The sequence below is a fragment of the Fimbriimonas sp. LA-C6 genome, assembly GCF_055398105.1.
Genome location: NZ_AP038796.1, coordinates 1,215,867 through 1,241,328, shown reverse-complemented (window position 1 = coordinate 1,241,328; position 25,462 = coordinate 1,215,867). Strand labels below are relative to the sequence as shown.

Here is a 25,462-nt window from a genome sequence, read left to right as displayed (position 1 = left end):
CTCATGATCCATATCGAGTTCCAAACCTGGCACTCACCGGATAGTTGGTTCTCAGCGTCGGGTTTAAGCACTCTCCAAACGCTTAATCTTTGGTATAACCGACGCCAGCCTGTCGTTGTCAGAATGTCCTCTACAACAGTTCTCAAGAGGTGGAGAATTTGGTTAAGTAGCGTGATTTGTTTGCTTGCAATTGGGTGCGGGCTTCACCTTCTGATTCATCGCCCAAGCGTTTATGAGGTGATCGGATATGCCTTCGAAGTTCCCACATTCATCTGGGTCTCTTTATTTCTGATTCTTCAGTCGGGTGTGCTAGAGTTTCGAGCCGAGAGTGGCGGCTTAAAATAAAAAAGCCTGACTAAGCGATGCTTAGCCAGGCTAGATGAAGGGGTTTATTAGTCTTTGCGACGAACGGTTCGTGCGCCTGCGACGGAGCCTGCGACGTGTCCTGGCACTGACTGGATTCGAATGCGAACCTTTGACTTTCCGTTCGTTAGTTCCGTTGGGATCGAGCGGGTTTCGTCGAAGAATTCGTTGTTCTTTCGGTCAGGGAGAGTTTCGGAGGCGATGTTCTTTCCGTCAACTAGGATCTCGAACTTTGGATCGAGACGGTCGTTGCCCCAGTAAGTGAGGACTAGATCGACTGCGCTCTTGCCATCGACCTTCATATCGAACTCAAACCAGCCGTCCTGAAGTGGGGTTCGGAATCCTCTTCCGTTGACGTCTCGGACATCGGTCTTCTCTGATTTAAGGTCGTGATCGCGCTCTGGCTGCATCTCGCCGATTCGCATGAAGTCGAGGGTTCGGGCGGCTAGGTCGCGTTGTCGCTCCTCTTCGGCACGGTAAGCGGCTTCTGCCTTTTGCCACTGCTCATCGGTGAACTCGTCGAGGTAGACGGCGTACCGGTTGGTGTGGAATTGGTAGAACGGGCGGAACTGGAGGTCGGTTGGACGTCCTGCTTGTTGCGTTGCGAACTCGAGGGTCTTGCCGTCGACCGGTTTGAGCCAGTCGGCAATTGGTTTGTCCTGGGATACGAGAACTGGAGTGCGGGGAGTCTCGCCTTCCGGCTTGCCCATGTCGGCAGCTAGGACGAGAGGGCCGTACATCAGCGCGATACGCTTTGGATTGTCGGGCATGCTCTCGGATCGGAGGGACATGGGGAGGGTGAACTCAACCTTGTCGCCCGACTTCCACTTGCGCTTAACGGACATGTAGGAGGTTGGGGTGGACGAGGTGAGGACAGGTTTGCCGTTCACTTTTACCACCACATCGCCCTTGGCCCAGTAGGGGTGGCGGATGGCGAGTTCGACTTCGCTGGAGTTTGCTTTCTCGATATTGAGAGTGACAGCTCCAGTCTTAGGGAAGTCGGTGCTTTGGACCAGCTTCATGCCTGCGGCCTTGAAGTTCAGCTCGCTGGGGATGAAGAGGTTTACAAACAGTTTGCTCTTGCCGGAGTGGAAGTAGACACTGTCGGCGTGCTTGGTATGGTTCTCCATACCGGAGCCGTGGCAGCATGTCCAATCGTCGTAGGGGTTGCTGTGGTTGCGTGCTGACCCGCTTGCGAGGGGCACGAAGTAGCACATCATTCCGGTTGACGGGTCTTGTGAACCGAGGATGTGATTGATGTGCGCTCTCTCGTAGAAGTCTGCGTACTCTGCTTTGGGTTCCCACTCGAAAAGGTGTCGAGTGAGCTTGAGCATGTTGTAGGTGTTGCAGGTTTCGCAGGTGTTTGAGGAGAGGCGATCGCTTAGCTTGTCTTCTGGTCCGAGGTACTCACCGTTGCTGTTGCCGCCGATGACGTAGCTGTGGTGGTGGACGATTCGATCCCAGAAGTATTCGGCAATCTTTCGATCTCTCGGTTCGCCTGTGGTTTCGTAGAGCCGAGCCAATCCGATGATCTTCGGGATCTGGGTGTTGGAGTGTTTGCCAGGAAGGGAGTCTTTCTCTTCGGCCAACGGGTCGAGGACTCGCTTGTCGTAGAATTTTCTGGACAGGTCCAGATACTTGGACTTCTTGGTGATGGCGTAGAGTTCGGCGAGGGAGTCGTTCATTCCGCCGTACTCGCAGCCGAGCATCTGCTGCCACTTTTCTTCGTTGAGGCCCTTGGTGACGTCGATGGCCCAGTCTGCAAACTTCTCGGCTACACCCAGGGCGGCTTTGTTACCGGTTAGGTGGTAGGCGTCGATGAGGCCTGCGAAGACCTTGTGGTGGGTGTACCAGGGGGACCAGAGGCCGTTAAGATCGAAGCCGTGGCTTCGGATTTCGCCGCGCTTGATCTCTGCCCACATGCGATCGCCGTCGGGCATCGCAGCGATGTAGCCATCGGGACGACTCTTTTGACACTCGACTAGTTCGGAGACGATGTAGTCGACCTTGTCTTTGTATCGCTTGTCGCCTGTACCTGCAAACTGCTGGGCGCAGGCGCTTAGGTAGTGACCTAGGGAGTGTCCAGCCAGCCCTGAGTTTTCCCAGCCGCCATAGATCTCTCCTTTTGGTTTGAGACCGGAGTGTTGTCGGAAGCTATGGAGCAGTCTGTCGGGGTCGACTTTCAGAAGGTAGTCGGCGCATGCCTTCATTGAGTCCATGTAGGGACCGCCGAGCAGCCGGACATCTGTAAGAGCGAACGGTTCGGCTACGGGAACTGGTGGCTTGTTCGTCATGGTGTGAGATCCTGCAAGCATAGAACTCGCAGCGATAATGAGTAGTGAAATCGGCATATGGGTTCCTTACTTGATAATCCACTCGTTGATGCCGCCAGACCACTGCTTCTGTAGCTTCACTTCGAGGCGTAGAGCGGTTGTGGTGACGGGCTTGAACGTAATCTTGTTGAATTTGTCTTTTTCGACGCCGTAGGTGTCGGTGGTTTCGACGGGCTTCCAAGTGTCGCCGTCTTTGTACATGACACGCCATGATTCTGGCATTCGGCACTCACCCTTTCCTGTGTCGTCGAACCAGTAGACGGATGCTTCTGACACGGTGGAGGACTTCTCTAGGGTGTATTCGACCCACTCGTCGGTGCCTTTCTTTGGCCACCAGTGGAAGAATGTGGACTCTTCGAAGACGCTGCGAGGAAACTCACCGTCGTTGATGGCGCCTGGGTTTGCTCCGCCTGAGGTTCTTACTTTGGCGGTTGTTGCGAGAGTTGTAGGGGGAAGTGCTCTTGCAGCCTTGATACTGTTAGGGAGCCATACGACCATCTCGCCTCGGCCTCGATTTGCCCACGCATAGTAGGGGATGGCTGTGAATTCTTGGTCCTTGGGAGTGAGTTGTCCGTCTTGTCCGGTTGAAACCGTTTGCGCATTGCCCCTGAGAACTGTGACGCCACCTAAGGTGTTGGCTTCGTATTCTGGTTTGAGGTCTGCGGTGTCTGGCAGGAGGATGTTTCGGACGTGTCCGCCTGGGTTGTCCTTCCATTCGGCGCAGTACACGATGGGGCCGCGCTGGAGCGCTACTCGACCCTTATCTGCCTCGACGTTGGTGCTTGCTTCTACTCGTCGCACAGGCATGGGGAGATCGAGGTTGATGGTGTCTCCTTTCTTCCAGGTTCGCGAGATCGTGACGTAGCCCTTTTCTTGCGTGATGGGCACTGACTCACCGTTCACCTTGAGTGTGATTGCCTGGTCTGCCTTGTCGGTGAACTTGTAGAGATCGCTTGGAACGGCTTCGTTTTGTGCCCAACCGGGGATGCGGACCTTGACGGCGAACTTGCCTGATTTGGCAGGGTTCACGGTCATTTTGATGTCGCCCTTCCAGGGGTATTCGGTGACTTGCTTCAGTTCGAGCTTCTGGCCGTTTTCCAATTTGATATTGGCGGTGCTGCCGGCATAGAGGTTTACGTATACCGAAGAGCCTTGGACGCCGTACATGTATCCAGGGATGGAAGCAATGAAGCGGGTCATGTTGCCTGGGCAGCATGCACACCCGAACCATGGGCTACGGGCGTGTTGCCCTGTGGACTCAAGTGGGTTTGGATAGAAGAACAGCTTTCCGTCGAGTGAGATGCCCGAGAGAAGACCGTTGTAGAGGGTTCTCTCGAATACATCGACGTACTTGGAGTCGCCGTGGAGTTCGAAGAGTCTTTGATTCCAGTAGTCGTTTCCGATGGCCGCGCAAGTTTCGCAGTATGCGCTCATGTTGGGAAGCTCGTAGTTTGCTCCGAATGCTTCGCCGGCACCGGTTGCGCCGATTCCGCCCGTTAAGTAGAGCTTCTTGGAGACGACGTTTTCCCAGATTTTATCGACAGCCGTAAGATAAGATGTGTCGCCAGTGAGGGCGGCTACGTCGGCCATTCCTGAGTACATGTAGGATGCTCGTACAGCGTGCCCGACTGCTTCATCTTGGTCGATGACGGGTTTGTGGGCTTGGGCATATTCCCCTGAGCCGCCTCGAACGTCGAGCATGAATTTTGCTAGCTTCAAATACTCTTCGTTGCCGGTTGCTCGATACATCTTTGCAAGACCCATCTCCACGATCTGGTGGCCTGGCCAGATTTTGCGCTTACCTGGACCGAAGGTTTTGACTAGGAGATCGGCGCTCTTGATGGCGACGTTGAGGAGGGATTTTTTGCCTGTTGCTTGGTAGTGAGCCACCGCCGCTTCGTAGAGGTGTCCTAGGTTGTACAGCTCGTGGCTGAGATCCTCTTCTTTTTCCCATCGCTCTTTGCCAGACCAGTCGTGTGGCTTGGATGGGCTCATGGTTCTGACTGTGTAGAGGTAGCCATCTGGCTCTTGCGCTGCTGCGATCTTAACAATGAGATCGTCCAGGTACTTGTCAAGTTTTGGATCTGGCTTGACGTTGAGAGCGTAGGATGCGCCTTCCAGGACTTTGTAGACATCGGTGTCATCAAAGGGATATCCGGCCATTTTTACGGTTTTGAGCTCGCCTCGCATGGCTTTTGCGGCCTGCTCAAAATTGAACATGCGGTCTGTTTCTTCGCACTTTCCGAATGCGTATGGGATGGTAACGGCTCGGTTGGTTTCAATGCGAGGAGCCCAGAAATTGTCCTCCATGTGAACTGCAGTGAAGGGGACTGGCTGGATTGGGTAGTCCTTTTTCAGTGGCTTTATAGTCTCTGAAGGCGAACCATTTAGAAGTGCAAGTACTAGGAATTGGAGCATGGATATTTTCCTCTACGTCGAGTCTCAACGCCTTCTTGCAGCGTTGTCGCTTTTGGGATCATATCAGTTAAATCAATGTTTAACGATATCAATTTGGAGTGATTCAGTGGTGGAATTTAGTCGTTTCTCGCGGTTTTCGCAATGTTAACGTGTGCATAAACAACTAGATTGAGTGATTCAGTTTGAGTTGAACTTGGGATCCTCTTTGTCGAACATATCTGCCATTTCTTTGGCTTCCGGCGATGAATCGGATTTGCGTAGCCAGTGTGCAAATTGTTTGCCAAAGAGAGACATTTCCATCTTTCGCTGCGCGGGCGTTGTGCCTTCCTCTATATCCAGCTGTTTGAGCTTGCTCTTCCATGCAGCAACGTCTTTTGAAGTGCCGAATTTCTTCGAGTACTTCATGTATCGGGTGTAGATGGATCTTTGGGCGTCGACTGATCCTTCCTGCTCCGCGAGGGACAAAATTGTGTCTAAGACTCGCTTTTCGTCTTCTCGTGTAGCAACTCCATCCATGTACATCAGAACTAGCTGATACGATTTGATTGCTTCGCTCAGCCGTCCCGCTTCCTGATATGCAGTTGCAGAACGTGTGGCATAGGTCAATTTCTCGGCGTCTGTTGAGGAAGAAAGACAGAGTCCAAAGCAGACCATGCCTATGCCAGGGTTGTAGTTGAGCCTTTCAAATATTTCGAGCGCTTGAAGCTGTTTTTCTCTCGCCAAGTCTTTTTGTTTTTGGAAGTTTAGTTGGGATGCTAGGCGGTCCAGACCTGCGGCGACGGCCAGTTCATCTCCTTCTTCTTCGGCGATCTTGATTGCTCTTTCGAGCATTTCGCGGCCTTTGGGGTGCATGGACGCTGCAGCGCGCAGTGCTTTTGCTTGGCCCAGTCTGTCACCGAGGCGCTCGAAGATTTCGAGTGCTTCTTCGGCGAGTTCTCTCGCCCGGTCGAATGGATGTGCGTCTGTATCTGAGCGGACCCATTTCACGAGGAATCCATGAGCTAACAGTCCGTGCGCTTTTTTGAGTTCGTCTCCCTCTGCTTTCGCCTGCTGGATGTAGTTGAGCACGAACTGGAGACCTTCCTCGGTCTTTGGAATGTTTTGGAGGTCTTGCATGGGTGTTTGTCCTTTGATCGTGTTAACTAATAAGACTTACAGCTCTGACCCGAGAGATTGATCTGGACCAAATGTAGCGTATGGTCCAGATCTGAGTGTTTAGGGGTTGATCTAAGTTAAGAGCGAGAACTGCGTATTATCCGGTTAGCAACTGCTAATGGGATAAGCGTTGCGCAAAGAACCCAGCTCAATGGAGTTTCTCTTCTGGAAGTTTTACTCCCTTTTTGGGTCTTCTTTGGTTTCGACTTTTTGTCTCCTGGTAGTGTGCCTGCTTGTATTTCCGCGATGTTTGTGTAGCCATCGCCGTCCGAGTCTTTTAGGTCGATCGATTTCAAGATCTCCGGGGTAAGCGACCTTGAGTGAGCTGCTTCCATCGCCGCTTGAACCGCTAAACCGTAGGCATTTCGCTTGGGAGGGGCAGGGGGGAGGTGGCAGCTGAGGCATTTGGATTTGCCAAGTACACTATCAGGTTTGATTTTATAGGTATCTACGAATGTTTTCCAAAAAGGTGGTTTGGCTAAAGCGATGGTGCTTGTTGCGAGTAAGATCACGGCCGTGAGAAATCTTGATCGAGACATAATGAGTTAACGCTCCGGTTGGCTTATTGAATGATTGAGTTATTATGTGGCGGGATGCGTCTAGAGCAATGGTCCTAGATGGATCCTTTCCTGTTTTTGAGCGAGTACTATCTCTCACTCGGGGCTACCCTGATTTTACTAGGAGAAAGATTAACATGATTGAAACGAAGAATATTAAGCCGAAGGGGGTGCGAGTCTTTTCTTGGGTTGTGCTTGTCGGCGGGTTAACGGCTTTGGGTTTGGCCTCCAGTTCGCTTCCCCGTGTTGTGGAAGAGGAGATTCTTAAGGATACTGGCCGTCGGTCCAATGAGAACCCAGTTCCACCACGTGGAAAGCTTGGGCAGGATCTCTTTCTTGCAATTGATCATCGGGACCTCGCCGGTGTTAAAGCTCTGCTCAAACAGGGAGCTGATCCGAATTCGCTGAATGGACTTGAGCTGCGACCTCTTTACCTCGCTGCTGCTTCCTATCAGATGGACGTGATGGCCGAGTTGATTAAGGCTGGAGCTAAGCCTGATGTGAAGGGCACTTATGGTAGTCCCCTTGCCTTTGCGGCTTCGAGTGGGAACATGGCTGGTGCTTCGATCTTGCTCAATCAGGGTGCTGATCCAAACACGATCCGAAGCGATGGTATTTCTGTTTTGATGCTGGCTGCGAATGCTGGTAACCCGGCTTTGGTCGGCGAACTGATCAAACGTAAAGCTGATGTGCGCACCAAAGATGATGGCGGAGAGACGGCACTATCGTTCGCCGCTCGTGCTGGGCATGTTGAAGTTGGAAAGCAGCTTGTTGATGCCGGTGCAGATATCGAAAACAAAGATGTCGATGGACTGACTCCTTTGATGGCTGCTTCAATGAGTGGTCATGCTGAGTTTGTCAAACTCCTTCTCTCTAGTGGAGCCAAGCCTAATGTAAAGGACGCTCATGGAAGAACTGCTCTGGTGTTGGCTGCCCGGTATGGTGACTTTCCTGAGGTGGTCAAGGCGCTCGTGGCGGGTGGTGCGAATCCCGCTGCTAAAGACTCCGATGGCCGAATTGCTGCTCAGGTGGCTTCTTCTCGTGGATTTAGCAAGTGCGCGTCGGTTCTGGGTGGTAGTACTCCCGTGCCTGCACTGCGAACGGCTTCTGAATCCGTTAAGTTGAGTCTCGGCAGGCTACAGGCATCGATGCAGACGTTCACTGAATCTGCAACATGCATCTCCTGTCACCACGAAGGGCTGGGTCGGATTGCTACTGGTGAAGCTCAGGATCGAGGTTTCAAGATTGACAAAGGCGTGAAGACCGTACAGACGGGACGACTCCAAGGGATGGTGGGTGCGATGAAGCCGCTTCACCAAAATGTTATTGCCCACCCAGAGAATATGAAGAACATTCCGATGGTGGAGATGAACGAAATCGGGACGACTTACACTTGGTTGCTTGCTGGAATGTATGCAAACCACCAGCCTGCAAATGAGGCGAATGGCGCGATGGCTATGATTCTGGCGCGTCAGCAGGCTCCTGATGGGTCGTGGACATTCTCGGTTCCGAGAGGTCCTATGCAGTCTAGCTTCTTTACTTTTACTGCATTGTCGATCAAAGCGCTCAAGGAATATGGCCCCAAGAGCCATTCGAAAGAGATTGCTGAGCGGATTGGAAAGGCAAAGGCATGGCTCCTGCATGCAGAAGCAAAGTCGAATGAGGATCGGGCCTCGAAGCTTCTTGGATTGAAGTGGGCAGGCGCTGGTCAGGATGCGATCAAGGCGGCAGTTAAGCAGATCGTGTCAGACCAACGACAAGATGGCGGCTGGTCGATTGCTCCGAATGGTTACAGTGATGCTTATGCAACGGGTCAGGCTCTGTACGCTCTGCACGTTGGCGGGAAGATGAACGCTACGAACCCGGTTTACAAACGGGGTTCAAAGTTCCTGATCCGAACGCAAGATAGCGACGGCTCCTGGTTCGTACCGAAGCGCACCTCTCCCAATAACAACTACTTCGATGCTGGATTCCCACACGGTGAATCTCAATATGCATCGTTCAATGCAACATGTTGGGCGACTCTCGCTTTGCTTGAGAGCGCCAAACCTACAGTCAAGTAGAGTTTGATGTGGCTGGTCTGGTTGATTGCCAGACCAGCCTTTTTCTATTTCAGGATGTCGGTAATTACGTGGCCGTGAACATCCGCTAGTCGGAAGTCGCGGCCATAGTTTTCGTGACTCAAGGGAAGCCCTGAATCCCTTCTATGCTGGATGCATCGCAGAAGGTCCTCGTTGCAATTGAAGATACCGATGACTTATCTGGAGCGTCAAATAGAGATGGTGCTTCTTCTTACCGCACTGATATCCACAACTCAACTCGGGTCACCCAAGCAGGCAGTAGACGGCATGAGCCGCCTGGAGATGCTCGCCTTCCGCCGTGGAGCGTTTGAGGGAAAACTCCCTGCCTCGAGTGCCGACCGCATATACGCGATGGCTATGGGGCCAGGCAATGTAGGTTTCTATCCGGTTGGCGTATCTTCTCATCGATACCTACTTCGCGTCCTCGGCGGTCCACCGATGCTGTTATGCCAGAGCATTCATGGAATGGATGCAAAAGCTGACTGGTCGCTCAAGTTGAAAAGTAGGCGAGGACCAAAACCAAGATCTGGCACGTTACGCATTCTGCTTTGGAATAGTGGTTATAGCATCGGAACTAAGCATCTATCGGCGGTGCAGAAAGCCAGTCTTGCTGCGAATGGGGCGTTCGCAGCCTATACCTGTCATGGCCCAGTGTTCTGTGTGGGTTATTTCCGAAGTGACGGAGCGGAGGCTAATTGGGATGCATATTGGAGTCCTGAACAGAAAGGCGGCGGACTGGGCAACCCGCCTCGCTTACCAATCACCGCAGAGGAAGCAGTGGCTCTTGGCCTTGGAAACAGAAGATGGCATGGGCTCAATGACCCTAACATTGAAACGAGGAAGCCAAGAGGTCGATAGAGCAAAACTCCGTCGAATCCAAAGCGTTGCGTTACAGTCGCACTTGCGCTGAGGTTACTGTAGTCCACCCCTTGAAGGGGGTGAATCAAGCTTAACTTTCTTTGAAGCAAATGTTTGCCTCTGATAGTTCGGAAACCTACTTCAACAAGTCCGTTATAACGTGGCCGTGGACATCTGTTAGTCGGAAGTCTCGGCCTTGATAGCGATAGGTGAGCTTTGTATGATCGACGCCCAGTTGATGCAGAATGGTCGCGTTGAGATCGTGGATGTGCACGGCTCCTGGGGTTAGTTTATCGATGCTTGGTTCGATGAGATGTCCGTCTTTGTCCACGATGTTGTAGCCGAAGTCGTCGGTGTGTCCGTAGGTGATTCCGGGCTGGGTACCTGCTCCTGCCATCCACATGGTGAAGCAGCGGGGGTGATGGTCGCGGCCGTAGTTTTCGTGGCTCAATGCTCCTTGGGAGTAGACAGTGCGGCCAAACTCTCCGCCCCAGATTACGAGTGTGTCCTCGAGCATTCCGCGCTGTTTAAGATCTTCTATGAGGGCTGCGGACGCTTGGTCCACGTCTTTACATTGCTGAGGTAGTTCGTTGGTTAGGTTGCTGTGTTGGTCCCAGCCTCGGTGGAAAATCTGGATGAACCGGACTCCGCGCTCCGCCAAACGACGGGCGAGAAGGCAGTTGGCTGCGAAGGTGCCGGGTGTTCGGCTCTCTTTGCCATACAAGTCGAATGTCGCATCCGTCTCCTTTTGCAAGTCCATCAGGTCCGGGACACTGGTCTGCATTTTGTAGGCCATCTCGTACTGCGAGATTCGTGCAGCAATTTCCGGATCACCAAACTGGTCCAGTTGCATGTGGTTGAGTTGCGATAGGTCGTCGAGCATTTCTCGACGCGTCTTGCGCTCCATGCCGTGGGGGTCTTTAATGTAGAGCACGGGATCTCCGGCAGATCGAAGACTGACGCCTTGATATTCGCTTGGCAGGAAGCCGGTTCCCCATAGCCTTGAGTAGAGCGCTTGATCGGAGTTGCCGCGAGATACCTTGGAGTGGAGTACGACGTAGGTTGGCAGGTCCTCGTTGAGGCTGCCTAGGCCATAGCTCACCCATGCGCCGAGGCTGGGGCGACCTGGGAGTTGGCTGCCGGTTTGGATATAGGTGACGGCTGGGTCGTGGTTGATGGCCTCGGTCCACATGGACTTGATGACGCACAACTCTTTTGCCATTTTTGCGGTGTATGGCAGTAGCTCGCTTACCCAGAGGCCCTCGTGGTTGTTGTCGTACTTCTTAAACTTGTATTTGCTTGGCGCGATGGGGAAATGCGCCTGGCCGCTCGACATGGTGGTCAGCCTTTGGCCTCTTCGGATCGAGTCGGGGAGGTCCGTGTTGTACTTTTCTTCTAGCTTGGGCTTGTAGTCGAAAAGGTCCATTTGGCTGGGGCCGCCGTTCATGAAGAGAACGATGACTCTTTTGGCTTTTGCTGGGAAGTTAGGAAAGCCTGGAGCGCCGGGTCTTGCTTTGAGACCTTGGTTGGTCTGTGCGGCGTTGGCACCGGCCGCCATGGAGAACAGGCCTGCGCCGAGCCCTGCGCCACGCAAGAGCGAGTGGAGGGCCGCTGAGCCTACGCCAAGAGCTGTGTTGCCGAACAGTTGTCGGCGGGACATGAGGAGTTCGTATTCGCGTGTTGGGTCCATGGCTAGTGTAGGGTGAGGAATTCGTCGAGGTTGAGGAGGGTGCTGGTGATCAGCATCCAGGTGGCAGTTTCGGTTGGGTCGAGGTCCTTTGCTTGTGGATAGATGCCCACGTTGATCAGGCTCTTCGCATCCTCGGGGGTCGCTTTGAATCTGTCTGAGTAGCGCTGAACGGCTCGGGTTAGAAGCTGCCTCTCCTTGCTTGAGGGATCTCTTCCGAGGGCGAGCCTGTATGCATAGGTGATGCGGTCGTCAAGGTTGGTTTTGGATTTGACGAGTCGCTCGCTGAACACGCGGGCAGCTTCTAGGAAGGCCGGTTCGTTCATGGTTACGAGTGATTGGAGCGGCGTGTTGGTGCGTGCTCGGCGAACGACGCAGGCCTCTCGGGACGGAGCATCGAAGGAGCTCATCACGGGGTGAGGGCTGGTGCGCTTCCAGAATAGGTACAGACTTCGACGGTAGATGTCACTGGTCATGTCCATCTTGTAGATGCCTGTGTCGCTGCCGGGGAAGGCCAATTCTTCCCAGAGACCTGCTGGTTGGTAGGGGCGGAAGCCTCGGCCTCCTGATTTTTCCACTAGAAGACCGCTTACGTACAGCGCTTCATCTCGCAGGACTTCGGCGTCGAGACGGAAGCGCGGGCCTCGGGAGATCAGTCGATTCTCTGGATCTCTGAGTCGCTTCTGGGGAGTGATGATCGAGGCTTGGCGGAATGCCTGGCTGGTGACGATTAGCCTGGTCAGCTTCTTCATGCTGTAGCCGTCCTCTACAAACCGGACAGCGAGGTAGTCCAGTAGCTCTGGGTGGCTGGGCCACTCGCCTTGGTTGCCGAAATCTTCCGAGGTCTTAACGAGGCCTGAGCCGAAATACTGCTGCCAGATTCTGTTCGCGATGACCCTGGGGACGAGTGGGTTCTTCTTATCGGTAAGCCACCGGGCAAGTCCCAGGCGGTTCTTTGGCGCGTTCGGCGGGAGGGTTCCGAAATTGGAGGGTATATCTCGCGAGACAGGCGTGGTGGGCATATCGTATTCGCCACGTTTGAGAACAAATGCACGACGTGCCATCGGCAGTTCTTTTGCGATGAGGCATTGTGGAATGGAGTTTTCCAGTGTGTCGTGGGCTGTCTTTTTTGCTCGATAGGCCTTTGCTAGTTCAGAAATCGGTCCTGCTTCAAGGAAGAGCTTTCTGAGTTCGGCCTCGCCCTTGGGTGTATTGAGGATGGGTTGGATGGAGGCTATCTTTGCTTCCACTTCTCCACCCAGGATCATTCGCAAGCCATCCTGTCCGCCGGCGTTGACGATCTTGATGAGAAGCTTGTTCTCACCGGATCTCAGTTTGACGGGCACGCTGTCGGCGGTGTCGGCTGCACCTCGCAAGACTTTGTTGGAGTGTACGGCCTCGCCGTTCAGCCACACCTTGATGCCGTCATCGCTTCCAAGTTGGAGCACATAGTTCTGATCCTTCTTGCTGAACAGGGTTGCCTTCACGTATGCGTAGGCATTTTCCCTCCCGACGACTGGGATCACCTTATTCATCTCGAATTTGAACGGCTTCCAGTTGGTGGGTTCCGACTCTTTGTCGAAGTCGGTTTCGAAGGATTTGATGGATACGGGGTCTGAAACCTGCCAGTTGTCTACCGCAGGAAGGTCAGTTTTGTGCTCAGCTAGCCAAGACTTTGCAACAGTCAGATCGACTTTGGACTTTGCCTGCTCCATGTCTGCCTGCAAGCTTTTCAGTTGTTTTGCTTCTTCTGGGGTGATGGCTTTTACTGAGGGTTCGGGTGCGGTTAGGTTTCCGTCAAGCGGTTTATCTTCTGTTGAGTTGAAGAACGCGAACAGTCGGTAGTAGTCCTTTTGGGAGATTGGGTCGTATTTGTGGTCGTGGCAGCGAGCGCAACCTACCGTGAGTCCGAGGAAGGCGGTGGAGGTGGTGTCGACTCGGTCGAAGGTGTTCTTGGCTTGGAACTCCGCTTCGATGACTCCTCCCTCGTTGGTTGTGGGGTTCATGCGTATGTAGGCGGTGGCCGTTAGCATGTCGACTGTCGGATTCGGCAGAAGGTCTCCAGCGAGTTGATAGAGCGCGAACTTGTCGAAAGGGAGATCCTGGTTCATGGATCGGACTACCCAGTCTCGGTAAGGATAGACTGCTCGCTCGTTATCGAAGTGGAGACCGTGGGTATCGCTGTATCTCACTGCATCGAGCCAGTAGCGGGCTTGGTGTTCGCCGTATCGCTTGCTGGACATGTAGCGGTCTACTGCTCGCTCGTAGGAGCCTGGGGCCTTGTCGTTGATGTACGTATCGATCTCGGTTGGGCTTGGCGGAAGGCCGGTGAGCGTAAGGGACAGTCTGCGCAGGAGTGTGCGTTTATCTGCGACGGGGGCTGGTTTCAAACCCTCCGTTTCAAGGCGTTTTAGGATGAAATTGTCAATCGAATTGATAGGCCAGGAAGAGTTCTTTACGGAAGGAATTGTGGGTTTTGTGGGAGGGATGAATGCCCAGTGCTTCTCATAGGTTGCCCCTTCCTTAATCCAAGTTTTGATCAGGGCGATCTCTTGTTTTGTTACCCGATGCACACCTGAGTCCTTGGGTGGCATTTGAAGGTCTTCGTTGTCGGTGGTCATCCGTGAGATGATCGAGGACTCTTCTGGTTTTCCGGGGAAGATATCTCGGTATCCGCGGTCCTTGAGGGCACTCTTGGGATCGTCCAGTCTGAGGCCGCCCTTGGCTTCTTTTGCAGCGGGACCATGGCATCGATAGCAGTGTTCGCTTAGGATCGGGCGAATGTCTCGGTTGAAACTGACCGTCTTTTTTGCGGATGCCTTCGGCTTCTGAGTTGATGCGAACGGTGTGGCCACAGCGGCGACAAATATGGCCGGACCTGCCAACGCGATCATCCTGCTTATCTTCATGCAATCTGTAGTCTAACGCAAAAATTTGGCACTTCAACAGGTGGTCAATTGCTTGTCAGATACCGTTTAACTCAGGTTGATATTCGTTGTCAGTTTATGTCTTGAAATCGTCTGAAATAGGTTCGAAATGTTGTTCGTTTAAGTCTGGAATCTGTCCGAAAGGATCCAGCTATCAGACTAGCTACGGTGGTAGCTGAGATTCATTTACTGAGGGGCTAGGTTCTTTAGAGGGGCAAGTGCTATGTTATGACACTTTGAATCGCTTGCGCATACCGTCCAAAGTTGCCGTTTCAGCGGTGTTTATCATGTGTGGACTTCATACATCCTTTTCTCAAACCGATCCGCGTGAGTTGATCAAGGCAAAACTCGAGACCAAGTTCTATCGCGAACTGTATTCGCGAACCTACTACAGCTTATTTGATCGAATTGACAAGGACGGTTTCCAGCCGGAGTCTCTTACTGGAGCCTACGGCGGCATGTTTCCACGCACGACTGGGGCAATGGTGTCGCTGCTGCTTGAGACAGAACAGTTGGAGACGGCTGAGCGGACGATCCACTGTGTGCTGAAGGCGATTGACCAGAACGAGATGGAGCGGATTCCTCGTGTGATTGGGAAGTCCAAGTCGCCTGGGAAGTACGAGATTTTAGATGACCAGCATCAGATTGATGGTCAGGCGCATGTGATCATGGCCTGGGCGAGGCTTGCGGTCAAACGAGGTCATACCAAGTTTGAGGATAAGACTTGGACGCAGGTTGCCAAGCTGATGGACAGGACTTGCGACCGAACGTTTTTCCAATACGGCGGTTGGGAGATTGAGCCGGGGTTGGTTCGGAACATTGCGTTAGAACATTCCAGAGACAGCCGGATGTGGGACACCTGGGATCTTCTGACGCAGTGCTTTACTGGCGCGGCTATGGAAGAGATGGCGAAGGTTGCCGAGCGGCGTGGAGATAAGAAGCGCACGGCGCAGTGGCGGCACAAGATTGAGATCCTGCGCAAGGGAGTTCGAGATCATTTGACGCTTTCCAAGAACGGCAAGACGGTGTACATGGAGATGCTGCTTCCGAACTCGGCAGGTGGTGTTCCGCATCTTGGGATGGGGTGGGTGACTTTGTCTCCTATCGCCGCGCAGTGGGAGCCTGCTGAGCACCAAGTATTGAAGAACACCGTGGATGTGATGAGGAGCGTGATGCTGAAGGATGTGGGTGGGGCGAAGTGGCTGCCTACTGACTGGTATCCGGACGGTCGAATTTCGAACCAGGTGATCGGCAAGGGAATTGGGTGGGAGCTCGACTATGCTTGCAAGGAATCGGAATGGTCACGCGTGTTGGAGTTGCTTGAACTTGTTGAGAAGGTCAACATTCATGACCCTCTCTATATGGAAGGTGGGTGGTTAGATGATGGCAAGCTTTCCCATAGTGACGTCATTTCGGATGAACAGCTTCGGGCCATGAAGTCTCCTGTTTGGAAGATGAAGGACTGTGGCAATGGAGAGCAGTCTTCGTGGTGGTGCTGGTCGATGGCTCGGTTGAGAAAGTCGGTGGGTTTGTCTGCTCTTCCTGAGCGCATCAAAGGATGAACTATAATGGTCACTCGCAGGCAATCCTCATGTTGACTCCCATGCGCGTTCTATTCACCTTTGGCATTGTTATGCTATGTGGGATGTTTGAAAAGGATGCGCCTCGGATTTCCGTTTTTACAAAAGGGGCACGGATTCTGTTCCAGGGCGACTCCATTACGGATGGGAATCGAGGGCGGAGCGAGGATCCTAACCACATTCTTGGGCATGGGTATGCATTCATCATTGCCGCCAAATACGGCAGTTCGTATCCTGAGAATCATCTCACTTTTCTGAATAGGGGAATCAGTGGGAATACGGTGTTGGATCTGCGGAGTCGGTGGCAGCAGGACACGCTTGAGTTGAAACCCGATGTGTTGAGCATCTTGATAGGTGTGAACGATTCGCTTGCGTCTTTGCCTGTGGATCAGTTCGAGCAAGTGTACGATCAATTGCTATTGGAAGCCGAGGCGAGCAATCCTAAGATTCATATTGTTTTGGGGCAGCCGTTCACTTTGCCTGTTGGAAACGTAAAACAAAATTGGGCGTCTTGGGAGAGAAGTGTTCGGGAGCGGCAAGATGTTGTTGCTAGGCTTGCCAAAAAGCACCACGCGGCTTTGGCTGAGTTTCAAAAGGCTTTTGACCATGCTTGCAAAAAAGCACCGGCAGATCACTGGATTTGGGATGGGATTCATCCAACATATTCAGGCCATCAGATCATGACTGACGAATGGGTACGCGCTGTGCGTAAATTTTGGCCCTAATAACGCGAACTATGACTTCACTCCTTTTCCTTGCTGCATCGATGACTCTTGCGAGTTCAAACTCTGCAAAGCCTATCGACCTTTTTATCCTTGCTGGTCAATCCAATATGCAGGGATGGCAGGGTGATGCTGCGAAATACCCGGCTGATCCCTCTGGCGAAGACAAGAAGACTTTGTTCTGGTGGGTTACTCCTGGCATGGGGTCTTCAGAAGAAAGATGGAAGACCATGCAGGCGCAGCCGGGGTGTTTTGCTGATGGGCACTTTGGACCTGAAGTGAGCTTCTCACGAGACTTGGTGAGCAAGGGCTATCAACCGGCCATCTTTAAGTACTCACTGGGTGGGACGAGCCTTGCGAATGACTGGAAAGGACCGGGTGAGCACGGGATGTATGACTCGATGATCGAGTCGCTCCAGAAGTCGCTTGAGAGTCTTAAGAAGCAGCGGAAGAAAGTGAATGTCCGCGGCCTCATCTGGATTCAGGGCGAGAGTGATGCGGAGTCGGACGAAACTTCGCGCCAATATGAGACTCGGCTCATTGTGATGCTGAAAGATCTCCGCGAACACGTTTTGCACAACGATGAGCTTCCCGTGATTTTGGGAGTGGATGAGCAGCATCCTGCTGTCCAGCAACGCCCTATTGTTGTTGACGCACAGATCCACTTGGCGTTGATCATGAAGAACGTGAAGTTCGTTTCGATGAAAGACTTGCCCAAAGCAGACTCAACGCACCTCACACCGGCTGGGCTGGTGGAGCATGGCGATCGGTTGTTCGATGCGATGAGTGAGCTTTTGAATCCTTCTAAGAAACGTGGGCGTTAGCCTTTCTTTCTTCTGAGTTTTGCGCAGGTCAAGCCCAGGGTGATCACGGCCATGGTTGTTGGCTCTGGGACGGACTGTGGAACCGTGGTCATATCCGCCCAATCTCTATGGACTCCACTGTAAAACCCGCTGGTCACGGTTCCATTCGTGGGATTGATTTGGTATCGATCATCGCCGAAGACAATGGCGTACAGGTTGCCGTCCGAGAGAAAGTCGAGGCCCGTACAGGTGTCTGCCAGGTTCATGTTGGGGTTGATCAACGATGTGTTCCAGGTTCCATTTGTGATCTTGCTGAACTGGTTTCCGGCACTCACCACTAGGAAGTCGCCGTTGCTGTCGATGGCTAGGGCGTTCACGGCTGCAAGACCAATTGTGGAGGACCATATTGTGATCGAATTTGAGCCGAAGTTGTATTCAAAAAGCCTGTGACTGGCGTTGTCAAATCCCCATAGAGTGGAGCCAGTTGAGTCCATGGCTCCGACGCTGAGTGAGCCTAGGGAGGTGAGCAGCGTTGGCGATCCTCCTGTGACGTTGTACAGGTTTCCAGCGCCGTCGGTGGCCCAGAGTTTGCCGTTGGAAGTGGCGGCAAGGCCATCCGCAGTGAAGCCAAGGTTGCCGATGAGGAATGTCGCGGGAGTTGTTAAGTCGATTTTCATCAACTCATGGCGATAGTTTGTCGCGTAAGCGAAAACGTTTGCCTTCGTATGGCTGGATAGAGTGGCGAGAGCTAAAGCAGTACAGAGCGCAACGTTGCGAACTTTCATGAAGACCATGTTAAGCCTAAGTCGTTCAAATCGGGGGGTGAATGTTAAAAACCCGCAATTCAGCTTTTGATCGCGACGTTGTAGGCGGAGTTCAGCTATTCGTGTTAGTCTGAGTTTATGAGTCCAATGCTGTGCGTCATGTTCCTTCTTAACCAGACTTCCACGACACATGAAGTGATCCACCTGTGGCCTAACGGGGCGCCAGGTTCGGAGTCGCGGAGGAACGAGCCAGAGCAGCATCCTCAGCCTTGGTCTACGACGAACATCTACAACCCGTCAATTACGGTTTATCTTCCTCCCAAGGACAAGGCGACGGGGGCGGCTATGGTGATTGCGCCGGGTGGGGGCCATTCACAGTTGGTGGTTGGAGCGGAGGGGACACAACCTGCGGAGTATTTCAGCGCGAGAGGGATTGCGTGCTTTGTGCTCAAGTATCGACTTGCCCGTGAGAAGGGGTCTGGGTTGACGATTGATAAGGACACTCGGGCAGACGGCAATCGTGCGATGAGATTGGTGCGATCTCATGCTGCGGAGTGGGGCATTGATCCTCATAAGGTGGGGATGCTCGGCTTCTCTGCTGGTGGCGAGGTGCTGTCGATGTCGGCTTTTGGTCCCACCGCTGGTGACCCGAATGCTACGGACCCGATCGATCGATTGGATGCTCGTCCGGATTTCGGGATGTGGGTCTATCCTGGACCGCTAGGGATTCCTAAAGAGCTTCCGAAGGAAGCACCTCCTGCGTTTTTGCTGGTTTCGAACGACGATGATCATGCGCCTTTTGTGATGGATCTCACCCAAAAGTATCGGGACGCGAAATTGTCTGTTGAGACCCATATCTTAAGCGGCGGTGGGCACGGTTTTAACATGGGTGACCGGTCGAAGCTGCTTGCGGTGAAGACTTGGCCTCTCAGATTGGTGGAGTGGCTGACTGACCTTGGGTATCTCAGGAAAGCGCCTTAATCGATATGCCAGTATGATTAGGTGTCCACTACTCACCTGAAGGAATCAGACTCCTCTGGACTCAAGCGGCTCTGGCAGTATGCCGGCCCTCACCGAAAGCAGGTTATTGCTGCCACCACTTACAGCACCTTGGGCAAGGTCATGGATGTGGTGCCCGAGGTCCTGATTGGTGCTGTCATTGATGTGATCGTCCGAGGCAACAACTCGTTCCTTAGCACTCAGTTTGGCGTTTCAGATCGGTGGCATCAGCTTCTGGTGCTGGCTGTGGCGAACGCTTTTGCGTGGATTTTTGAGTCGCTCTTTGGCTATTTGTCGGCGATCACTTGGCGGAATCTTGCTCAGACGATAGAGCATGAGATTCGGGTTCAGCTTTATCAGCATGTCCAGACTCTTGAGCTTGCTTGGTTTGAAGACAACTCAAGTGGTGGTCTTCTGAGCATCTTGAATGACGAGATCAACCAGCTTGAGCGGTTCTTGGATAACGGGGCGAACGCCATTATCGTGGTGTTCTGGAACATCGTGCTGGTGGGAGCCGTTTTCGCTGCGAGCTCTTTGCTTGTTACGGCATTAGCGTTTCTCCCGATTCCAATCATTGTGATGGGGTCGATCCGATACCAGGAGCGGTTGAAGCCTCTGTATGGCAAAGTTCGGGAATCGGTGGCTGAGTTGAGTTCGACACTTTCTACGAATCTGGGTGGCATCAGCACGATCAAGGCTTTTACGGCTGAATCCAGAGAGGCGAGTCGAATCGAGAAGGTTTCAGATGAGTATCGCCTTGCTAACCGCGATGCGATCAAGTTTTCCTCAGCGTTTGTGCCGTTGATCCGAATGGTGATTCTGTCTGGGTTTACCTGTACGTTGGTGGTAGGCGGTCTCCTGGTGCTGCGGGGCAGTATGGAAGTGGGCATCTATTCGGTGTTGGTGTTCATGACGCAGCGGCTTCTGTGGCCACTCACTTCGCTTGGTGAGACGCTGGATCTGTACCAAAGAGCGATGGCATCTACGAGCCGGATCTTCGGACTTTTGGATGTCAAGCCGAGTATGAGTGTGGGCGAGAAATTGTTACCGACTCCTGTTCGCGGTGAGATCCGGTTTGATCAGGTTGGCTTTGGATATGGCGATGGCCCCGACATTTTGAAAGGCATCAACATCCATGTCCCCGCAGGGGAATCCCACGCGATTGTAGGTGCAACTGGGGCAGGGAAGTCGACGGTGCTCCGGCTGCTGTTGCGATTCCATGATGCGCGTTCTGGGCGGGTTTTGTTGGACGGGCAGGATGTGAAAGAGCTGAGCTATGGCAGCCTTCGCGGTGCGATTGGCTATGTGAGTCAGGATGTGTTCCTGTTCCATGGGACCGTTTTGGACAACATCGCGTATGGTCGAGCTGAGGCGAGTCGAGAGGAGATTGAGGCGGCAGCCATGGCCGCAGAGGCGCACGACTTTATTTTGTCTCTGCCGCAAGGGTACGACACGGTGGTTGGGGAGCGTGGGCAAAAGCTGTCTGGCGGTCAGAGGCAGAGGCTGTCTTTGGCCCGAGCGATCTTGCGCGATCCTGCGATCTTGGTGCTGGATGAGGCGACTTCCGCAGTAGACAACGAGACGGAGGCGGCTATTCAACGATCGTTGGCGAAGGTTACTCAGAACCGAACCTCGGTGGTCATTGCTCATCGGCTGTCGACGGTTCGAGATGCTCACAAGATTTGGGTGCTCGAAGCAGGGCAGGTGTCGGAATCCGGCACTCATGATGAGTTGGTGGCGGGCAATGGTTTGTATGCAGCTCTTTGGCGAGTTCAAACGGGTGAGCTGATGCACCGTCATGCTCCCCAGGTGGTTGAGTAAGAGGTAGTGTAAAAGTATGAAGTGCGTCCTTTCCCTTGCGGTCGGAGCGATGGTTCTTGCCATGCAGACTCCACAACCGGCCCCCTATCGCACGGCCATTCAGCAATGGCGCAAAGGATACGAGGACGGGCTGAAAGCCGATCGCAGTTGGCTGAGTTTGGCGGGCTTGTTCTGGCTTAAAGAGGGTGAGACGTCGATTGGAACAGCGCCAAGCAACGGCATTGTTTTGCCCAAGGGGTCGGCTCCTGAGCTCGTTGGGACCTTGAAGCGGACGGGTGACAAGGTGAGTATCACCTTTGCTAAGGATGTAGCAGCTCTTGTGGATGGCAAATCCGTTACCTATGCGGAGTTGAAGCCTGATTCTCAGGGGAATCCCTCACTCGTAACAATTCATGGTCTTAGCTTTAAGGTGATCCAGCGAGGCCCTCGCTTGGGAATACGGCTTTACGATAAGAATAATCCTGCGCTGAAGGAGTTCAAAGGTGCCTCGTGGTATCCCGTGATTCGCACCATGAGGGTTGTGGCTAAGTTTGTTGCTTACGATCCGCCTAAACAGATTGCTATCACGAACGTGCTGGGTGATACGGAGATGGTGAAGTGTCCCGGCTATCTACAGTTTTCTGTGAAGGGGAAGAATTGTAGACTCGATGTGCAAGAGGCGGGAGAGGGATACTTCCTGAACTTTCAGGACTTGACAAGTGGCAAAACCACTTACCCAGCCGGACGATTCCTTGATACGGAGAAGGCGGTGGATGGGCAGGTGATTGTTGACTTCAATAAGGCAACCAATCCGCCTTGTGCTTACACACCTTACGCAACATGCCCGCTGCCTCCTAAGGGGAATCAGTTACCCGTAGAGATCACTGCTGGTGAGAAGACTCACCACTCTGGTTAGGCTGTTACGCGCTCTAGTGGTGCGGGCACGCTGGTGAGTGTGCCCAACGTATCGAAAAGCTCTTCTAGAGTTGCCGTGTGTTTAAGCGCATCAAAGTGTTGGAAGTTGCCGTGGTTGTTGGCGAGCTTCATCCATTGTTTGAGGCGCATCAGACACCGTCTTCTCAGGCGTTCGTCGGTGTCGCCAAGAAGTGCCGTGAAGCTTTTGAAGAGCGTTGTCCAGTCGAATTCCTCAACATTTCGGTTTGATAGGCCCAGATGCTTGGCGATTTGATAGGCCAGAAGAGGGTTTGCCAACGCGCCTCGTCCGATCATAAAGTGAATCGACTCCGTGTCTTCTTGGCATTGGAGGAAGTCTTCCAGTGTGAAGATATCGCCGTTTGCCACGACCGGCAGCCCGAGGTCTTCGCGGACTTTGCGGATGGGTTTCCAGTAGACCGGAGGAGCGTAACCTTGGGTGCGTGTGCGAGCATGGACGGTTAGCCAGGCTGCTCCGCCTTCGGCGGCCATTGCGGCGGTCTCGTGGATGGCGTCAATCGAGTCCCATCCGAGGCGAAGCTTTGCAGACACGGGAATTTCCGTGGGTACAGCCTCGCGCACAGCCCGCACGATGTCTTTGATCCGTGAGGGGCATCTTAGGAGGGAGGCTCCGCCGTCGTGACGATTGACGACAGGTGCTGGACAGCCGAAGTTGATATCGATGGCTTTGGCTCCCGCACGACAGGCTCTTGATGCGCTGATGGCCATGCGTTCGGGGTCTCCACCCAGGAGTTGGACTTGGACGGGGAGGCCAGAAGGGGTTCGAGCTTGATTGGCAAGCTCGGGAACATCTCGTCGGAAGACCTTTACTGGGAGAGGTTCGATGCTGACTCTTAGGAATTCGGATACAGCGTAGCTAAACGCTCCCGTTGCTCCTTGAAGTTCTCGCATCGGGGCATCGGTGATTCCGTCCATTGGCGCAAGTGCCAGTGCGGGCTGGTTGGGATGAATCATGCCTCTTCATTGAGTGTGACATGAGTCGGACGTAGAGAAGCCCCGCTGACCTACTGGTGAGCGGGGCTTCAAGCGAATCTTAGGCTTTGCGTCGCTTGCGGAGGAGTGCCAGTGCTCCTGTTCCTAGCGCAACCAGTGACACAGGCTCAGGGACAGGGTTGATACTCCAGTCGTAGGTGCCACTCCATGTTCCATCAGTGGTGATTCCGCCGAAAAAGGAGATGTTGCTGTTGGGATTGATCGAAACTGTGTACTGTGTGCCGCTCACTACGGGTGCAGTGAAGACTCCCGAGTCAGCCGGTGAAATCGCATTGCCGACAAAAACTCCTCCGCCAGGGCCGCTCCAACCGATATTTGCTCCCCACAGTCCAAAGGTATCGCCTGTTCCTGTGGCGTTGTATGCCATGGAAAAGGTTCCGTTTGATGTCGCGAGAAAAGTGTAGGTCCACAGCGGATTCACACGATCGATTTCCGCTGAGCCGGGTTGCGTGGTCGCGAAACTCCAACCTGTATCGCGGACAGTGACACTGCCTTGCGCGGTGCTTAGCCAGCTTGCTGAGGCTGTGGTGTGACCTAGAACCGACCCTCCATCGGCGGAATCGAGTGCTTTGATATCACCGAAGTACGAGTTTAGAGTGCCTGCTTGCGAGTCTGAGTAGGTTGCGCTTGCAGCAGGGTTTGAGTCGGATGTGTTGGCATCAACGTATACGCTGAGATCAAAGGTAGACGAGACGGCCACCTGAGCGGAACTGTGCGCGGACAGTAGCCCAAAAGTTGTAAAAGACACGGCAATGTAGATAGCATTCTTCATCGAAAGTTCTCCAAAAGATGCAAGCTCTAAGAGTTTGCAAACGGTTTATATATACAGAGAACTTAGATTTTCGTCAAGCTCTTCGGTTTCGGCTGCTCGCGGAGGGCACGGTATGCGATTATCTGGCGGGGCTTGAGATTGGGAGATTAGTTCTCCTCTGAAAAGGTAATAACAGGTGTTACATGGTAGGCGTGTCGTTTGAACCGGTTGATGTAACGGAGGCAGATGCCCTTGCTGACCTACGGGTTGAGGCGATGCGCGCCAGCTTGGTGCAAGCAGGCAGGTTTCATCCTCGCCGTGCACGAGAGCGCTTCTTGAATAACTTTGTGCCGGAAAATACGTTTCACATCTCAACTGGTGGAATACGTGTTGGGGTCGTTGTGGTAAGGATCGCTGAGGGCGCGATGAACTTGGACCACCTGTATATTCTGCCTGACTATCAGGGGAAGGGAGTTGGGGGGCAAGTGCTTCAATGGGTCTTCGGCAGAGCCGACGCGATGGATCTACCTGTTAACGTGGGCGCGTTGGCTGGGAGTGATTCCAATCGGTTCTACTTGCGCCACGGTTTTGAGGTGGTGCAGGAGGCAGAGTTTGATGTCTACTATCGTAGAAGAGCGAAGAGCGAAGAGCGCACGATGAACGTTGAAGAGTTTGAGCAGTTAGTGGATGAGCACAAGGACTCGGTCTATCGGCAGATGATCCGAGTTTGCAACCATCAGCAGGATGCAGAAGATGCACTTGCGACTGCTTTGTTGCTTGCTTTTCAGTCGATGGACCGACTCGGCTCGAATGAGGCTTTTCGAAGTTGGCTCGGTGTGATTGGAACCCGAGTATGTGGCAAGATGCGTTCGCATCCGGCGATGAAGTCTGTTTGGGAGTTTGCAGAAGAGCACCATCTTCTTGCGGCGTCTGGCAATGAGTCGGACATTGAACTTATGAAAAGCTGCGTCCGTGATGCTTTGGTGACCTTGGATCCGAAGTATCGCGAGGTGTATGTGGCGTGCGAGATTGAGGAGTGTACGGTTTCCGAGGCCGCGGAGAAGCTGGATGTAACAGAGGCGGCTGCTAAATCGCGCCTGTTACGCGCCCGAGCTATGGTGAGGCATCTGTTGGACAGCTCCGTTTGCGGGGGATAAGTTTTTTGAATCGTTCTGGCAAGATGACGGCTCTTACCTGTAGATATGAGTCAAACGATTACCGTAAGTGAACTTGCCGACCGTCTCCAAGTGGATTCGAGCCTGCAGCTTATTGATGTTCGTAGTCCGGGAGAGTTTGCAGCCGGACACATTGCTCGGGCGATCAATATTCCACTGGAAGAGTTACGGGCCAGAGCCGCAGACCTCGGGAACGGGACTGTAGCTATTCTTTGTCAGAGTGGGGCTCGAGCGCAGATGGCTTGTGAGCAGCTTCCGAATTCTTTGAAGGTTGAAGGTGGGACTGCTGCATGGATTCGAGAGGGAAGACCTGTGGTGAGGTCAGTAAGCACTGCCTGGGCTCTTGAACGGCAAGTTCGGCTGATTGCGGGCCTGCTCGTTCTGGTTGGAACAGTGGGTGCAGCTGCGGGCTTCAGCGGTTGGCTTTATCTTTCAATGTTCGTTGGTGCGGGTTTGACGTTTGCTGGGATTACTAACATTTGTGGCATGGCAGTCGTTCTCGCGAAAATGCCCTGGAATCGGGTTTCGAATTAGGAGACAAC

General features: G+C 53.3%; 18 protein-coding genes. 10 read left to right on the top strand and 8 right to left on the bottom strand.

Annotated elements, in window-relative coordinates:
* Positions 1 to 392: 392 nt before the first annotated feature.
* The 3 genes from ACZ51B_RS05815 to ACZ51B_RS05805 form a co-directional block, all read right to left on the bottom strand.
* Positions 393 to 2,714, bottom strand: coding sequence for a glycoside hydrolase family 127 protein (locus ACZ51B_RS05815; RefSeq protein WP_464296291.1), 2,322 nt, complete (start codon positions 2,712 to 2,714; stop codon positions 393 to 395).
* Positions 2,715 to 2,723: 9 nt separating this feature from the next.
* The gene (locus tag ACZ51B_RS05810) at positions 2,724 to 5,114 is read right to left on the bottom strand and encodes a glycoside hydrolase family 127 protein (protein WP_464296290.1); all 2,391 of its coding nucleotides are present in this window, start codon (positions 5,112 to 5,114) and stop codon (positions 2,724 to 2,726) included.
* A 177-nt stretch (positions 5,115 to 5,291) separates the two neighbouring features.
* Positions 5,292 to 6,230: a hypothetical protein gene (locus ACZ51B_RS05805; protein WP_464296289.1), complete on the bottom strand. Its 939-nt coding sequence runs from the start codon at positions 6,228 to 6,230 to the stop codon at positions 5,292 to 5,294.
* 733 nt (positions 6,231 to 6,963) lie between these two features.
* Here ACZ51B_RS05805 and ACZ51B_RS05800 point away from each other — a divergent pair.
* Together ACZ51B_RS05800 and ACZ51B_RS05795 are read left to right on the top strand one after the other, a co-directional pair.
* Entirely contained in the window at positions 6,964 to 8,889 is a 1,926-nt protein-coding gene (locus ACZ51B_RS05800) for an ankyrin repeat domain-containing protein (protein WP_464296288.1), read from the top strand.
* Between the two features lie 189 nt (positions 8,890 to 9,078).
* Positions 9,079 to 9,765, top strand: a complete 687-nt coding sequence (locus ACZ51B_RS05795; protein WP_464296287.1) for a hypothetical protein — start codon at positions 9,079 to 9,081, stop codon at positions 9,763 to 9,765.
* A 136-nt stretch (positions 9,766 to 9,901) separates the two neighbouring features.
* Here the strand turns inward: ACZ51B_RS05795 and ACZ51B_RS05790 are convergent, their stop codons facing one another.
* Positions 9,902 to 11,455 (bottom strand): DUF1501 domain-containing protein, encoded by a 1,554-nt coding sequence (locus tag ACZ51B_RS05790; RefSeq protein ID WP_464296286.1) that lies wholly within the window; start codon positions 11,453 to 11,455, stop codon positions 9,902 to 9,904.
* Positions 11,456 to 11,457: 2 nt separating this feature from the next.
* Entirely contained in the window at positions 11,458 to 14,361 is a 2,904-nt protein-coding gene (locus tag ACZ51B_RS05785) for a PSD1 and planctomycete cytochrome C domain-containing protein (RefSeq protein ID WP_464296285.1), read from the bottom strand.
* Between the two features lie 305 nt (positions 14,362 to 14,666).
* Between ACZ51B_RS05785 and ACZ51B_RS05780 the strand changes: the two genes are divergently transcribed.
* Genes ACZ51B_RS05780 through ACZ51B_RS05770 form a run of 3 tightly spaced genes read left to right on the top strand, consistent with a single transcriptional unit; the run spans position 14,667 to position 17,505 of the window.
* Positions 14,667 to 15,941: a hypothetical protein gene (locus ACZ51B_RS05780; protein WP_464296284.1), complete on the top strand. Its 1,275-nt coding sequence runs from the start codon at positions 14,667 to 14,669 to the stop codon at positions 15,939 to 15,941.
* Positions 15,938 to 16,684: an SGNH/GDSL hydrolase family protein gene (locus tag ACZ51B_RS05775; protein ID WP_464296283.1), complete on the top strand. Its 747-nt coding sequence runs from the start codon at positions 15,938 to 15,940 to the stop codon at positions 16,682 to 16,684. The genes ACZ51B_RS05780 and ACZ51B_RS05775 overlap by 4 nt, the downstream gene beginning before the upstream one ends.
* A gap of 11 nt (positions 16,685 to 16,695) precedes the next feature.
* Complete coding sequence (locus tag ACZ51B_RS05770) at positions 16,696 to 17,505, top strand: sialate O-acetylesterase (RefSeq protein ID WP_464296282.1); 810 nt, start codon at positions 16,696 to 16,698, stop codon at positions 17,503 to 17,505.
* Here the strand turns inward: ACZ51B_RS05770 and ACZ51B_RS05765 are convergent.
* Entirely contained in the window at positions 17,502 to 18,269 is a 768-nt protein-coding gene (locus tag ACZ51B_RS05765) for a PEP-CTERM sorting domain-containing protein (RefSeq protein WP_464296281.1), read from the bottom strand. The genes ACZ51B_RS05770 and ACZ51B_RS05765 overlap by 4 nt on opposite strands.
* Positions 18,270 to 18,407: 138 nt before the next feature.
* Here ACZ51B_RS05765 and ACZ51B_RS05760 point away from each other — a divergent pair, with 138 nt between their 5' ends.
* From ACZ51B_RS05760 to ACZ51B_RS05750, 3 genes are read left to right on the top strand one after another with little or no spacing between them, the layout of a single operon-like run.
* A complete protein-coding gene (locus tag ACZ51B_RS05760) occupies positions 18,408 to 19,229 on the top strand; it encodes an alpha/beta hydrolase (RefSeq protein ID WP_464296280.1) in 822 nt (273 codons plus the stop codon).
* A 21-nt stretch (positions 19,230 to 19,250) separates the two neighbouring features.
* Positions 19,251 to 21,068, top strand: coding sequence for an ABC transporter ATP-binding protein (locus ACZ51B_RS05755; RefSeq protein ID WP_464296279.1), 1,818 nt, complete (start codon positions 19,251 to 19,253; stop codon positions 21,066 to 21,068).
* Positions 21,069 to 21,084: 16 nt separating this feature from the next.
* The gene (locus tag ACZ51B_RS05750; RefSeq protein WP_464296278.1) at positions 21,085 to 21,963 is read left to right on the top strand and encodes a DUF1684 domain-containing protein; all 879 of its coding nucleotides are present in this window, start codon (positions 21,085 to 21,087) and stop codon (positions 21,961 to 21,963) included.
* Here ACZ51B_RS05750 and ACZ51B_RS05745 read toward each other — a convergent pair.
* Both ACZ51B_RS05745 and ACZ51B_RS05740 read right to left on the bottom strand, forming a co-directional pair.
* A complete protein-coding gene (locus ACZ51B_RS05745) occupies positions 21,960 to 22,955 on the bottom strand; it encodes a tRNA-dihydrouridine synthase family protein (RefSeq protein ID WP_464296277.1) in 996 nt (331 codons plus the stop codon). The genes ACZ51B_RS05750 and ACZ51B_RS05745 overlap by 4 nt on opposite strands.
* A gap of 79 nt (positions 22,956 to 23,034) precedes the next feature.
* Positions 23,035 to 23,766 (bottom strand): PEP-CTERM sorting domain-containing protein, encoded by a 732-nt coding sequence (locus ACZ51B_RS05740; protein ID WP_464296276.1) that lies wholly within the window; start codon positions 23,764 to 23,766, stop codon positions 23,035 to 23,037.
* 191 nt (positions 23,767 to 23,957) lie between these two features.
* On the opposite strand from ACZ51B_RS05740, the gene ACZ51B_RS05735 reads away from it, so the two are divergent.
* Both ACZ51B_RS05735 and ACZ51B_RS05730 read left to right on the top strand, forming a co-directional pair.
* A complete protein-coding gene (locus ACZ51B_RS05735) occupies positions 23,958 to 24,902 on the top strand; it encodes a GNAT family N-acetyltransferase (protein WP_464296275.1) in 945 nt (314 codons plus the stop codon).
* Between the two features lie 45 nt (positions 24,903 to 24,947).
* Entirely contained in the window at positions 24,948 to 25,454 is a 507-nt protein-coding gene (locus ACZ51B_RS05730; protein ID WP_464296274.1) for a rhodanese-like domain-containing protein, read from the top strand.
* The last annotated feature ends 8 nt before the right edge of the window (positions 25,455 to 25,462 follow it).

Excerpts from the sequence above, each read along its gene's own strand:
- ACZ51B_RS05815 (WP_464296291.1), bottom strand. The coding sequence starts at position 2,714 with ATGCCGATTTCACTACTCATTATCGCTGCGAGTTCTATGCTTGCAGGA.
- ACZ51B_RS05810 (WP_464296290.1), bottom strand. The coding sequence starts at position 5,114 with ATGCTCCAATTCCTAGTACTTGCACTTCTAAATGGTTCGCCTTCAGAG.
- ACZ51B_RS05805 (WP_464296289.1), bottom strand. The coding sequence starts at position 6,230 with ATGCAAGACCTCCAAAACATTCCAAAGACCGAGGAAGGTCTCCAGTTC.
- ACZ51B_RS05800 (WP_464296288.1), top strand. The coding sequence starts at position 6,964 with ATGATTGAAACGAAGAATATTAAGCCGAAGGGGGTGCGAGTCTTTTCT.
- ACZ51B_RS05795 (WP_464296287.1), top strand. The coding sequence starts at position 9,079 with ATGACTTATCTGGAGCGTCAAATAGAGATGGTGCTTCTTCTTACCGCA.
- ACZ51B_RS05790 (WP_464296286.1), bottom strand. The coding sequence starts at position 11,455 with ATGGACCCAACACGCGAATACGAACTCCTCATGTCCCGCCGACAACTG.
- ACZ51B_RS05785 (WP_464296285.1), bottom strand. The coding sequence starts at position 14,361 with ATGAAGATAAGCAGGATGATCGCGTTGGCAGGTCCGGCCATATTTGTC.
- ACZ51B_RS05780 (WP_464296284.1), top strand. The coding sequence starts at position 14,667 with ATGTGTGGACTTCATACATCCTTTTCTCAAACCGATCCGCGTGAGTTG.
- ACZ51B_RS05775 (WP_464296283.1), top strand. The coding sequence starts at position 15,938 with ATGAACTATAATGGTCACTCGCAGGCAATCCTCATGTTGACTCCCATG.
- ACZ51B_RS05770 (WP_464296282.1), top strand. The coding sequence starts at position 16,696 with ATGACTTCACTCCTTTTCCTTGCTGCATCGATGACTCTTGCGAGTTCA.
- ACZ51B_RS05765 (WP_464296281.1), bottom strand. The coding sequence starts at position 18,269 with ATGAAAGTTCGCAACGTTGCGCTCTGTACTGCTTTAGCTCTCGCCACT.
- ACZ51B_RS05760 (WP_464296280.1), top strand. The coding sequence starts at position 18,408 with ATGTTCCTTCTTAACCAGACTTCCACGACACATGAAGTGATCCACCTG.
- ACZ51B_RS05750 (WP_464296278.1), top strand. The coding sequence starts at position 21,085 with ATGAAGTGCGTCCTTTCCCTTGCGGTCGGAGCGATGGTTCTTGCCATG.
- ACZ51B_RS05745 (WP_464296277.1), bottom strand. The coding sequence starts at position 22,955 with ATGATTCATCCCAACCAGCCCGCACTGGCACTTGCGCCAATGGACGGA.
- ACZ51B_RS05740 (WP_464296276.1), bottom strand. The coding sequence starts at position 23,766 with ATGAAGAATGCTATCTACATTGCCGTGTCTTTTACAACTTTTGGGCTA.
- ACZ51B_RS05730 (WP_464296274.1), top strand. The coding sequence starts at position 24,948 with ATGAGTCAAACGATTACCGTAAGTGAACTTGCCGACCGTCTCCAAGTG.